We start from the raw sequence: 12,136 nt of genomic DNA, 5'->3' as shown, positions 1-12,136 counted from the left end.
AAATAACCCCCTTTTTTCATATAGCGAGATTACTTTTGTAACTACTTCCTCCTTTTTCAGTTTTCTTAATTATATAAAGTATTAGTGATATTATAAAGTAGAGTTTTAAATAAGGAGGTAAAAATAATGAGAAAAAAAGTTAAAATCGGAATCATTATTTGCGACAGATATCGTAACTGCGCTGGGGGTAAGTGTTTTAGAGCTCTTAGAAACAGAGAAGGGGCATTTAGTATTTATAAGAAAGAGGATGATGTAGAAGTTGTAGGTTATACCACATGTGGTGGTTGTCCAGGGGGTAATGTAGAGTATGCACCAGAGGAAATGATTAAAAATGGAGCAGAAGTTATACACCTTGCAACTGGAATGGTAGTGGGGTATCCTCCTTGTCCGTATGTGAAGTATTTCAAGGATTTTATAGAAACAAGGTATGGTGTAAAGGTTGTTGTTGGAACACACCCAATACCGGAAAAGTACTACATAGTTCACAAGAAATTAAAAACATGGGATTCACCTGAATGGAAAAAACTTATAAAGCCTACTTTAACGAATAAAAAAATTCGTCTATCTTATGATTAGGGAGTTCAAATCAGAATAACTCATAGTGTTATGTTTTCTATGTGCTTTATTTTCCTCCCTTCTTTGTCAATAACCACCCCGATAAAATCAAATCTAATTCCTTTAAACGGTCTTTTAATAGAGTTTAAATATATTAGAGTTGCTTTTTTAATATGCAATAGTTTTCTTTTATCAATGCTTTCTTCAGGCATGATAAATGAATTTTTATTTTTCGTTCTTACCTCAACAAACACCAAAATCCCATCCTTCTCACAAATTATATCTATCTCTCCAAACCTTGTTCTAAAATTAGTGGTTAAAATTTTATACCCCTTTTTTATTAGATACCTTTTTGCTATATTCTCACCAAGTTTTCCAGTATCCTTCTTTTTCATGAAAATAAAAAGGGGAGGCAATGCCTCCCCTAAGAATTTATCTTTTAATCACCGGGATAGATGATTGTTACAGTCTTTGTTGTTCCATCCCATTCTACTCTTGCTCCAAGGTTTTCGGCAACAAATCTTACAGGAAGCATAGTTCTACCATTTAAAATCAAGGGTACAACCTTTGGATTGTTAGGATCTATTGGTTTTTCCACTCCATTTACCCTTGCAATTGGTTTTCCAATCCATAGTTCTATGAAGACATCACCAAGGGATACTGTAACTTTCTTCTCTTTTCCATCCCATCCAACTTCTGCTCCTAATGGCTCTGCCACCCATCTAATTGGAAGAAGTGTCCTTCCCTCTACTATTGTTGGAGGAACATCTATCTCAACAGATTTATCATTTACAAGCATAACTTTGTTTCCTATCTGAAGTTTAAGGATTATTGTATATTTAACTGTGAATGTCTCTCTTGCCTTGTTTCCTCTCGTATCCTCTGCCTCAAAAACAATTGTGTTTAAACCTTTATCAAGATTCAATGTGAATGTAAATGAACCATCAGATGAGATGTTTACATCTGTTCCGTTTATTCTTAGATATTTGACTCCGCTCTTATCTGTAATCTTTCCAGATATGGAAAGTGTCTCTGTGTGAACCTCTGATGGAATAGAAACAGAAATTTTTGGTGGTTCCTTATCTGGAGGAACAATATTTATCTCTCCAATATCCAACTTAAATTTGAGGGGTTTAAGTTCTGGATTCCTCAACACTACATCCTTCAAGTTAACTTTTGTTTTTCCAAGCTTTAAGGCTTTAAACTTAAATGTCATGAGTTTTCCATCACCAGAGATTCCATCTACCTTCCCAGTTCTTGAAACTCCAACAATTACCTCTCCCTTTTCCTCGTTGACTTTCTTTAAGAATAAGGTTGTTACTCCATCACTATTCAAGAAATCTCCCTCTTCAACACTTTCAAAATCAAGATAGTCTTTGTCATATGTTAATGTAAATCCTGCGCCATAGAGATTTGCAACCTCTTTTACCATTACTGGAAGTTCAAACTCTTTATCTGGTGAGGTTTCCACAGATGGTATGAGAAGTTTTGTGAAGAGTTCAACCTTTACTTTCAAAGAGAGACTCTTTACAAGATTCTCATCTCCCTTTGATTTTACAGTTATTTCAAAGCTCATTTCATCGCCAATTTGTGCATCTGTTGGTGGCGTTACTGTAACTGTAAAATCTTTCTCTCCACCACTTGGAATGGAAAGAGTTTCAGGAACTCCTTCAACCTTCCATCCCTCTTTTATCTCTGAGAGAGTAAGTGTATATGAATCATCCATTGCACCTTTGTTCTTTATGCTTACCTCAAAACTTACTGGTTTACCTGGTTTTGTTCCCTTCTCCACTGCATCACTGGATAAAGAGAAGGCATAATTTACAGGTTTCTCTCCAAAGGGAGATAGAATTCTAACTACACTATGGAATATATCAACTACATAGAGATAACCTTCAGGTCCCCATGCCATATGAACTGGCTCATAATATCCTCTTGGGGTAGTCCAGAGGAAAGTTCCATCTGTCTTGAAAGCTTGAATCCTACCATTTTCAGTGTCTGCCACATAGACAGTTCCGTTTTTGTCAACTGCAACTCCTGTTGGGAACCAGAAATGTTCAGGTGGTCTTCCAGAACCCTTACCTATTCTTCCCTTTTTATCTCCTTTCTCATCATAAACTTCAACAAAGTGGTCAAAGGTTGGAATGTATATGTTTATATCATCATCAACCGCAATTGCATTAGCTTCACCTGATATCGGAAACTCCTTATATATTTTCCCATCAATCTTAGATATTGCATAAACCATGTAGTCTCTACTGACAACCCAGATTCTTCCCTTTCTATCGAATGTCATTTGATAGGGACTTGTAATCTCATCTGCGCACTTGTCAAGGACTTTCTTAAATTTTCCCTGGAGGTCAAATACTGCAATGGGTGCATTTTCAATACCAGATGCTACATAGACTTCATTCTTTCCACATAGCACTCCACCAATGGCAGCAAAAGGCTTGTCCTCTGAAATTCCTGTAATTTTCTTCAAGAATTTTCCTTCACTGTTAAAGACAACAATCTCGCCATAATCAGCAAAGTTTGCCCAGCTTGCCACCCATATGTTTCCTGATTTATCAATAGATACAGAGATTGGATTTATAAGTCTTCCATCTTGGTGAGGATCATAATCCTTCTTTGCTTTAAATGTTCCATCAGGTTTAAAAACAGTTAATCTTTGAACGGCAGGATAACCAAATGGATTTCCAGGTCCATGGAAGTATCCTGCATCAAAGGTATAAACATTTCCTTCATCATCAACAGCAATTCCAGCAGGAGTTAAAAACTGTCCATTCTTAACCTTCCCTCTCTCTCCCTTTTCTCCGAACTTTAAAAGGAACTTTCCGGTTTTATCAAATTTCTTTATGGAAGGATTTATAGGACTTCCAAGTCCTCTATCTACAACATAAACTGCATCATCCGTTACTACTACATCAAAAGGATATACGAATTGATTATCTTCTCCTCCCTCTTCACCGAAAGAAAGAAGTACATTTCCATCTTTATCAAACTCAAAAACTTTACAATTCTTTGCATCGACTACCCAGAGATTTCCATCCTTGTCAACTGTCATACCCTCTGGATTTGTTAGTTCATCGTTTGTTATCAGTTTTACAAAATTTCCATCTTTATCAAAAACCTGAATTCTCTTGTTCAACTGATCTGATACATAAATGGTTCCATCCTTTGCTACGGCAATTCCAGATGGTCCCATGAACTGACCATTTTCAAACCCTTCACTTCCCACAACAAGCAGAGGCTCACCTTCAGGTGAAAACTTTACAAAGTAGTTATTAAAGAAGTCTGCCACATATATGTTTCCATTTTCATCAACATCAATATCTGCTGGATACTGGAGTTTTCCATTTCCGTATCCGAGCTCACCAATAGTTTTAAGGTTGTTTAATTCTTTATCAAGAATGTGTATTCTTCCATAGGCGGTGTCAGATACATAGAGTTTCCCATTCTTAAATTTCATTCCCTGCATTGGGAAGGAGTATTCAGAATGAAAATCACCTTCCACTGTGTTTGCCCACTCGAGACTGAAGCTTCCGATGTAATCTTCAGGCATAACACCAATTACACCAACCTGTGTTAATTTTGGTTCCTCAGCAACAGTCTTTGTAAATTTTACTGGAACAAGGGTTAAACTCAGTAAAATAATAATTAAAAAGAGTTTCTTTAAACTCATATCATCCTCCTTTTTTAAAATTTAAAATCTATCTTTTGTCTCACCTCCCTTCACTTTCTAAAATTATATAACAACTTGACAGTAATTTAAAGAAAAAATATAATTAAGTCAAGTGGGGCAGTAGCTCAGAGGGAGAGCGTCTCTATGGCATGGAGAAGGTCGCGGGTTCGAATCCCGTCTGCTCCACCAGTATTTTTTTCCCGGAGGATGTGATGGAGGAGATTTACGATTTTAAAAAGGTGGAAGAGAAGTGGAGAAAGAGATGGAAAGAGGAAAATCTCTATGGTAGATACGATAAATCAAAACCAAAGTACTATGTCTTAGAAATGTTTCCATATCCATCTGGTCCTCTACACATGGGTCATGTTAGGAACTATACTCTTGGAGATGTTGTGGCAAGATACAAGAGAATGAGAGGTTACAATGTCCTCCATCCAATGGGATGGGATGCCTTCGGGCTTCCTGCTGAAAATGCAGCAATTAAGCACAATCTCTCTCCAAAGGAATGGACATATAAAAATATAGAGAAAATGAAATCCCAATTAATAGAACAGGGAATTTCATATGATTGGGATAGAGAAATTGCAACATGTGATCCTAATTACTATAAATTTACACAGTGGTTCTTTGTGGAGTTATACAAGAGTGGATTGGCATATAAAAAGAAAGCCCCTGTAAATTACTGTCCCACATGTAAAACAGTTCTTGCCAATGAACAGGTAATTGATGGTAAATGCTGGAGATGTGGAACTCCTGTAATTAAAAAAGACCTCGAGCAATGGTTTTTTAAGATTACAGAATTTGCAGAGGATTTGTTAAATGATCTTGACGAGCTTCCAGGGTGGCCTGAAAAGGTAAAGGTAATGCAGAAAAACTGGATAGGGAAAAGTATCGGTGCAGATGTAGATTTTCCAATAGATGGAGATGATGAGGTAATCAGGGTGTTTACCACAAGACCGGATACACTCTTTGGCGTTACCTTTATGGCTCTCGCCCCAGAACATCCTCTTGTGGAGAAACTTGCAAAGAAGGCAGGTATACTTCATAAGGTTGAAGAATTCAAACATGAAGTACTGAAGATGTCTGAAATTGAGAGATCTTCCACTAAACTTGAAAAGAAGGGACTATTTTTAAATGCTTATGCAATAAATCCACTGAACAATGAGAAGATTCCCATATGGGTAGCAAACTACATTGTTTATCAATATGGAACAGGAGCTATAATGGCTGTTCCTGCCCATGACCAGAGAGATTTTGAATTTGCAAGGAAGTATAATCTTCCTATAAGGGTTGTTATACAGCCAGAAGGAGAGGAATTAAATCCAGAAGAGATGGAGGAGGCATATACGGGAGAAGGAATACAGGTAAATTCAGGTAAATTTAGCGGACTTCACTCCACTGAAGCAAAGGAGAAGATTATTGAGTATCTTGAAGAGAGAGGAATTGGTAAAAGAAGTGTAAGGTATAAATTGAGAGACTGGCTTATATCAAGGCAGAGATACTGGGGAGCACCTATACCTGTTGTTTACTGTAAAAAATGTGGAATAGTCCCTGTTCCAGAAGAGGATCTTCCTGTTCTTTTACCAGACGAGAAGGAGGTAGATTTTAGTAGGGAAGGGATGTCTCCCCTTGAAACTGCAGAGGAGTGGAAGCATACAAAATGTCCCATATGTGGAGGAGATGCCATAAGAGAAACTGAAACCATGGATACATTTGTTTGCTCATCCTGGTATTATTTGAGATTTACCTCACCAAATGCCCTTAAATATCCAGAGGATTTTCCCTTTGATAGGGAGAATGCACATTACTGGATGCCTGTTGACCAATACATAGGTGGAGTTGAACATGCAATACTCCACCTCCTCTATTCAAGATTCTTTACTAAGTTCCTTTACAGGAAAGGTTATGCCAAATTTAAAGAGCCCTTCAAAAATCTTTTCACTCAGGGAATGGTCCTTTCCAATGGCTCTGCCATGTCTAAATCTAAAGGAAATGTTGTATCTCCAGAGGAAATAGTTAAGAAGTATGGCGTTGATGCTGAAAGACTCTTTATTCTATTTATAGCACCACCAGAGGCAGACGCAGACTGGACAGATAGGGGTATTGAGGGTATGAGTAGATATGTGAATAGGGTCTGGAGAATCTTTAATAAATACATGGATGTTGCAAAGAAGGGGAGGGATAGTTATGATACATCAAAAATTGATGAACTGGATAAGAGTTTAAGAAGAAAACTCCACGAGACCATTAAAAAAGTTACCATAGATATAGAGAAAAGATTTCACTTTAACACTGCCATTGCCTCAATGATGGAACTTACAAATGAACTCTCTCTCTATTTAAATAAGAAGGAAAATCCAAATCCAGATGTATTAAGAGAGGTTTTTAAAAATTTCCTTCTCCTTCTTGCACCATTTGCTCCGTTTCTCTCTGAAGAACTCTGGGAGAGATTTGGAGGAAAGAGAAGTATTCATCTTGAAGAATGGCCAAGCTGGGATGAGGAGGCATTAAAGAGAGAAAGAATAAAGATAATTATTCAGGTTAATGGAAAGGTGAGAGGAAAAATTGAAGTGCCAGATGGTTTAGATGAGAAAGAGATTGAGGAAGCTGCTTTAAAGGAGAAGAGTGTTAAGAGATTTATTGAGGGAAAAGAGATTAAAAAAATTATACATGTTAAAGATAAATTAATAAATATTGTTGTGGGGTGAATATGAGAAAAGTTTTAATTTTAGTAATTATCTCCCTTATCAGTCTCTCCTTTGCATTTGAAAAGCCTGTTGTTTCTTTTGAGAGAGAGGAGGTTGAGGTATTGTTAAACACAGAAACAGAGGTGAATGTTAGCGTTTCAAATGTTAGTGATCTCTATGGTTTTTCCTTTCACATAGAGTATGAACCAGAGAATTTAGATATTTTATCTGTTGAAGCAGGAGATTTCTTTGAGGGAAAAGAAACTATTTTTCTATCCAAGATTGACAAGGAGAGAAGAGAGATTGTTGTTGGTGATGTGATAAAAGGGAAAGATGAGGGAGTAAGTGGGAGCGGCATACTTTTAAAGATAAAGTTTGTTCTTAAAGAGGATAAAGAGACCTATCTTAAATTTAAAAAATCTGTCTTAAAAGATTCCAACCTTTCTGTTATAGACACTGATTTTAAAGATGTGGTTATAAAGGCAAAGAAGGAAGAGATACCAATTATTTCTGTGGAACCAGAGGAACTTGTTTTTACATCTGTTGGTGAGTTGAAGGAGATAAAGATTAAAAACATTGGAGAGGGAACACTAAAGGGGACAATAACACCACTTGATGAGTGGATCGTTGTTAAAGAGAGAGAGTTTGAAGGAGACACAACCGTTGTTGTAACAGTTGTAAAGGAATCAGACAAGGAGGGTTCCATAAAGATAGAGAGTAATGGAGGAAACTACACTGTTAAGGTGAAATTTAAGAAACCAGAAGAGGTTAAGAAAATTATAAAACTTCAAATTGGTAATCAAACTGCCTATGTAAACGATGAGCCGAAACTACTTGAATTTCCACCATTTATTGAGAATGATAGAACCATGGTGCCATTAAGATTTATTGCAGAGGAAAGAGGTGCAAAGGTTTTATGGTTTGCAGATGAAAGTAAAGCTGTGGTTGTCTATAAGAAAATTTTTATAGAGCTCTGGGTGGATCAGGGAAAAGATTATATAAGGGTTAATGGTAAGTTTTATAAAGTTGATGTTGCACCATACACCTATCATGATAGAACAGTTGTTCCAGTAAGATTCTTTGCAGAGTTTATGAATGGGAAGGTTGACTGGATAGAAGAAACCCAAACAGTCATAATAACCTTTACAGGTTAGCTTGTTTTTTCTTTTCAAACATGCTATCCTTTAAGATTATCAGAGGAAAGGAGGATTAAGATGGCAGAACCGAAAAAGAAAAAGAGTAAATCAAGGACAAGAATGAGGAGAGCAAAGTATTATAGAATGAAGGAGCTTACGCTTGTAGAGTGTCCTCATTGTCATGAACTTATTCTGCCCCATAGAGTTTGCCCATACTGTGGATACTATGCTGGAGAAGAGGTTGTTGTAAAAGAGGCTGAAGAGGAGTGAACAAAGTAATAGTTGATGCAATGGGGGGTGATTATGCCCCCCTTGAAGTTGTTCTTGGTGCATCTCTTGCAAGGAAAGAATTTGGTATAGATTCTATACTCGTTGGAAGAAGGGAGGAGATAAGAAAAATATTAGATGAGGTGGGGGAGGATTTTGAAATTGTAGATGCAAGAGATGTGGTTACAATGGAAGATAAGCCAATATACGCCTTTAGAAGGAAAAAAGACTCATCTATAAATGTTTCCATGAATCTTCTTAAGGAGAAAAAGGGATGTGTAGTTGTCTCTGCAGGAAACACAGGGGCAGTTCTTACCTCCTCCTATTTTATTCTTGGAAAGATTGAGGGAGTTGTTAGACCAACTCAATCTGCAATAATACCAACACTCTCTGGTTTTCTTGTGCTTGTGGATGCTGGAGCAAATGTTGATGCAAAGAGTGATAATCTTGTAGAATGGGCAAAAATGGGCAAAGTTTTTTCAAAGATTGTGAGCGGGAAAGAGAGGATAAAGATAGGACTGTTGAACATTGGAGAGGAAGAGGAGAAGGGAAACGAGATTACAAAGGAAGCCTACAGGCTTCTTAAAGATGCATTTCCCTCTGAGTTTGAAGGTAATATGGAGGGTAAAGATTTTCTCACAGGAAAGTTTGATCTCTGTGTAACTGATGGATTCACAGGGAATATAGCACTTAAAAGCCTCGAGGGGGAGGCGAGTCTTTTTTTAAACATTATAAGAGGAATTTTTAAGAAAAACATAATTACAAATCTTTCATGGCTCCTTGTGGGGAAAGAGTTTAAAAGAGAGTTCTCAAAATTTGACTATGAGGTTTATGGTGGAAGTCCAATTCTTGGTATAGATGGAGTTGTAATAGTTGCTCATGGAAGGAGTAAGAGAAGAGCAATAAAAAATGCCATAAAGATGGGTAAGGAACTTTCAGACAAGGGGCTTATTGAGAAATTAAGGAATGAAATCTCTCATTAGAAAATTAAGGGAGGAGTTTGGATTAGAGATAAGGGATGAGGAAATTATAAGAGTTGCTCTGACACACACATCATTTAGGGAATATAACGCTCCCATTAACTTTGAAAGATTGGAATTTTTAGGTGATTCTGTGGTGAACCTTCTTGTTTCAGAATACTTGTTTAAAAAATATCCGAATGAGAAAGAGGGGGAACTTTCAAAGAAGAGATCATATCTTATAAGTGAGAAGAATCTCTCTTACCTTGCAAAAAAACTTAAACTTAATGAATTTATTCTTCTCGGAAGAGGTGAAGAACTGGATAAGGGTAGGGAGAAGGAGAGAATACTTTGCGATACTTTTGAAGCATTTATAGCTTCCCTCTACCTTCAGTTGGATTTTAACTCTTTGAGAAATTTTTTTAACTTACTTCTTGATGAATACTTTCCCTCTGAATTTCTTGATACAAAGACAAAACTTCAGGAGATAACTCAGGAGAAATTCAAAGTTACGCCAGAGTATGTTCTTCTTGAGGAGAGGGGACCAGAACATGATAAGGAGTTTGAGGTTGGGGTTTATATTAAGGGTAAGCTTATGGGTTTGGGAAAAGGAAAAAGTAAGAAGGAGGCAGAGAAAGAAGCTGCAAGGGAGGCAATAGAAAGACTTGGTGAAGAATAGGTTAGTTTTTATCCTAATTCTTATTTTGATAACCTTCACTTTAAATACACCCTTTAGTTATTCAAAAGAGAAAATAATAGGCAATGGAATATGGATTCATATTGATACATTTGTTGAAAGAACAAATGCTGAAGTGGAGGAACTCTCAAGATTCCTTATTTTAAAGGATATTAGAAATGTTTTTATCCTCGCAAAGAGTGCAGAGGGAACTCTCCTTTATAAAAAATACGAAGGAACCCTAAGGAGAATAATTAGAATATTTAAAGATTATGGTATAAAGATTCATTTTTATATACCTATAACCATTGATCCATACTTTCTTAAGAAGAATCCAGACGATGCAAGTTTTCATTCTCCAGATGGATCCCATTATTATCCATACAGGGATCCAAAGTTGAGATATGTAAACTTAACATCAGAAAGGTATCTTTCTTATATAAAAACCATTGTTAGAGAACTTATTTTAAATTTTGATGCTGATGGGATTCAGCTTGATTACATAAGATATCCAAATATCTATTACGGCTACTCTGAAGAAGAAAAGGAGAGATTTATAAACAAGGGTGGTAACTGGAATAGAATTTTATCCATTATGAGGGAGGGGAGGGATATATTCTCTCTGTATGATAAGAAGGATATAGATGTGCTTCTCTGGGCAGAAACAAGAAGTGAGATTGTAACTGATTTTGCAGGAAAAATAAGAAGTTTTATATCAGGCATTTCATCACAGGTGATGTTCTCAGTGGTTCTTATTCAGAGTGGCTCCTCCTTCTCTTCTTATGCTGAAGAGGGACACGATTCCTACCCATGGGGCATTCTTCACTTTTCCCAGAATTATGAAGCTTTATCAAGACTTTCTGATTTTGTTTCTCCCCTTGCATATCACAAGAATTATGGAAAGGATATTAATTGGATAAGAAAAATTATAAGAAACACAAAGAAAAGGGTGGTATCAAAAATTCTATGTGGTATAGGTGTTAATGATACAGGAAGTAATATTGAGAAAGCTATAGAGATATGTAAGGAGGAGGGTGTTAATTTCTCACTTTTTAGACTTGGCACATTTATCCCTGTTATAAACGAAGTTAAACCTTCCGGTAAACTCACATACAGAGTGAACTTCAAGTTTCTTACAAAATTTTACGAAAAATGGCACAGCGAAAGATATGTTTTAAAGATTGAGCCCATTAATTTTAAAAAAACCGTTCATGATGAAGTCACCTTCTTTTCTCCCATCTCAAAGGTAAAGGTTTATTTTGATGAAAAAACTCCCATTCTTCCTTCTTCTTCAACGCTGAGGCTTCTTTCTTTTATGAGAATAAAGATAGGTTCTAAAAGGTACATATTTGATGGAGAGGAGAAATTTTTTGATACTTCACCCTTTATTATAAAGGGAAGAACCATGGTTCCAGTAAGATTTATAAGTGAAGATTTTGGATGCACTGTTTCCTGGGATAATGGAGAAGTCACTATAGAAAAAGGAGAGAGATTAATAAAGCTCTGGGTGGGAAAGAAAGAAATTGAGATAAATAAAGAAGTGTTTAGTATTGATTCATCTCCGATTTTAAAAGATGATAGAGTTTTTGTTCCCATTAGATTTATACTTGAGGCACTCAATCTATTTGTTTACTGGAATGGAGAAAAAGAAGAGGTTGAGATAGAGGGAAATGTTAAAAAAGAAGAAAATATTGTTCTTGCCCAGAGTGGTAATGAAGAAGGTGAAATCTTAAGGAATCTTTCTTTCTATTCTTCTTCCTCTGTTCTACTTGAAAATCCGGATGATCCCATTGAGTTATCAAATTTACTCAATGATTTGAAAAGAAGAGGCATAAAGGTCTTTGTTTCAATAAAAGAGAGAGATACCAAAAACTGGATGAAACTTTTAAAGACCTATTCCCTTAAAATTGACTACCTTTATGTTGCTGACAAATCTTACATTCTTGATAGAGAAGGTGAAAGAATGGATTTATTTGTAGTGGAAGATGATTCTCCAAGAGAGGCACTCCTCTCTTATACAGAGTTTAATTATAAAACAAAGGACAAATACTTTATAAAAATAAAAGATCCTTTGATGATGCGTTTTCTTAAGGAATTCACAGGCCTTGATAGAAATTTCCAGGGATTTATCATTTCCTCATTTTAAAAGAAGATAATTTACGAGAAAGAGTGTA

Annotated in this window: 9 protein-coding genes and 1 tRNA gene; 8 read left to right on the top strand and 2 right to left on the bottom strand. The window is 36.2% G+C overall.

Annotated elements, in window-relative coordinates; translation table 11 throughout:
- Window positions 1–126 precede the first annotated feature (126 nt).
- Entirely contained in the window at window positions 127–576 is a 450-nt protein-coding gene (locus tag J7J33_01615; protein ID MCD6167990.1) for a CGGC domain-containing protein, read from the top strand.
- A gap of 20 nt (window positions 577–596) precedes the next feature.
- Here J7J33_01615 and J7J33_01610 read toward each other — a convergent pair whose 3' ends face one another.
- Both J7J33_01610 and J7J33_01605 read right to left on the bottom strand, forming a co-directional pair.
- Complete coding sequence (locus tag J7J33_01610) at window positions 597–950, bottom strand: YraN family protein (protein ID MCD6167989.1); 354 nt, start codon at window positions 948–950, stop codon at window positions 597–599.
- 44 nt (window positions 951–994) lie between these two features.
- Window positions 995–4,237, bottom strand: coding sequence for an SMP-30/gluconolactonase/LRE family protein (locus J7J33_01605; GenBank protein MCD6167988.1), 3,243 nt, complete (start codon window positions 4,235–4,237; stop codon window positions 995–997).
- 114 nt (window positions 4,238–4,351) lie between these two features.
- Here J7J33_01605 and J7J33_01600 point away from each other — a divergent pair.
- From J7J33_01600 to J7J33_01570, 7 genes are all read left to right on the top strand, one after another.
- Window positions 4,352–4,426, top strand: a tRNA-Ala gene (locus J7J33_01600).
- Window positions 4,427–4,449: 23 nt separating this feature from the next.
- Entirely contained in the window at window positions 4,450–6,945 is a 2,496-nt protein-coding gene (locus J7J33_01595) for a leucine--tRNA ligase (GenBank protein ID MCD6167987.1), read from the top strand.
- A gap of 2 nt (window positions 6,946–6,947) precedes the next feature.
- Window positions 6,948–8,078 carry a hypothetical protein gene (locus tag J7J33_01590; protein MCD6167986.1) on the top strand — a complete coding sequence of 377 codons (1,131 nt, stop codon included), beginning with the start codon at window positions 6,948–6,950 and terminating at the stop codon, window positions 8,076–8,078.
- A 60-nt stretch (window positions 8,079–8,138) separates the two neighbouring features.
- The gene (gene rpmF / locus J7J33_01585; protein ID MCD6167985.1) at window positions 8,139–8,330 is read left to right on the top strand and encodes a 50S ribosomal protein L32; all 192 of its coding nucleotides are present in this window, start codon (window positions 8,139–8,141) and stop codon (window positions 8,328–8,330) included.
- Window positions 8,327–9,310 carry a phosphate acyltransferase PlsX gene (gene plsX, locus J7J33_01580; GenBank protein MCD6167984.1) on the top strand — a complete coding sequence of 328 codons (984 nt, stop codon included), beginning with the start codon at window positions 8,327–8,329 and terminating at the stop codon, window positions 9,308–9,310. Before rpmF ends, plsX begins: the two co-directional genes overlap by 4 nt.
- Window positions 9,294–9,965, top strand: coding sequence for a ribonuclease III (gene rnc / locus J7J33_01575; GenBank protein MCD6167983.1), 672 nt, complete (start codon window positions 9,294–9,296; stop codon window positions 9,963–9,965). The genes plsX and rnc overlap by 17 nt, the downstream gene beginning before the upstream one ends.
- Window positions 9,955–12,108, top strand: a complete 2,154-nt coding sequence (locus J7J33_01570) for a hypothetical protein (GenBank protein ID MCD6167982.1) — start codon at window positions 9,955–9,957, stop codon at window positions 12,106–12,108. The genes rnc and J7J33_01570 overlap by 11 nt, the downstream gene beginning before the upstream one ends.
- The last annotated feature ends 28 nt before the right edge of the window (window positions 12,109–12,136 follow it).

The organism is Caldisericia bacterium, assembly GCA_021158845.1.
GTDB lineage: Bacteria > Caldisericota > Caldisericia > B22-G15 > B22-G15 > B22-G15.
Note: the sequence above shows the minus strand (reverse complement) of the source record. Positions and strands in the feature narration are given on the sequence as shown.

Coding starts and splice junctions, on each gene's coding strand:
- J7J33_01615 (MCD6167990.1), top strand. CDS start 127: ATGAGAAAAAAAGTTAAAATCGGAATCATTATTTGCGACAGATATCGT.
- J7J33_01590 (MCD6167986.1), top strand. CDS start 6,948: ATGAGAAAAGTTTTAATTTTAGTAATTATCTCCCTTATCAGTCTCTCC.
- J7J33_01610 (MCD6167989.1), bottom strand. CDS start 950: ATGAAAAAGAAGGATACTGGAAAACTTGGTGAGAATATAGCAAAAAGG.
- rpmF (MCD6167985.1), top strand. CDS start 8,139: ATGGCAGAACCGAAAAAGAAAAAGAGTAAATCAAGGACAAGAATGAGG.
- rnc (MCD6167983.1), top strand. CDS start 9,294: ATGAAATCTCTCATTAGAAAATTAAGGGAGGAGTTTGGATTAGAGATA.
- J7J33_01595 (MCD6167987.1), top strand. CDS start 4,450: ATGGAGGAGATTTACGATTTTAAAAAGGTGGAAGAGAAGTGGAGAAAG.
- J7J33_01605 (MCD6167988.1), bottom strand. CDS start 4,237: ATGAGTTTAAAGAAACTCTTTTTAATTATTATTTTACTGAGTTTAACC.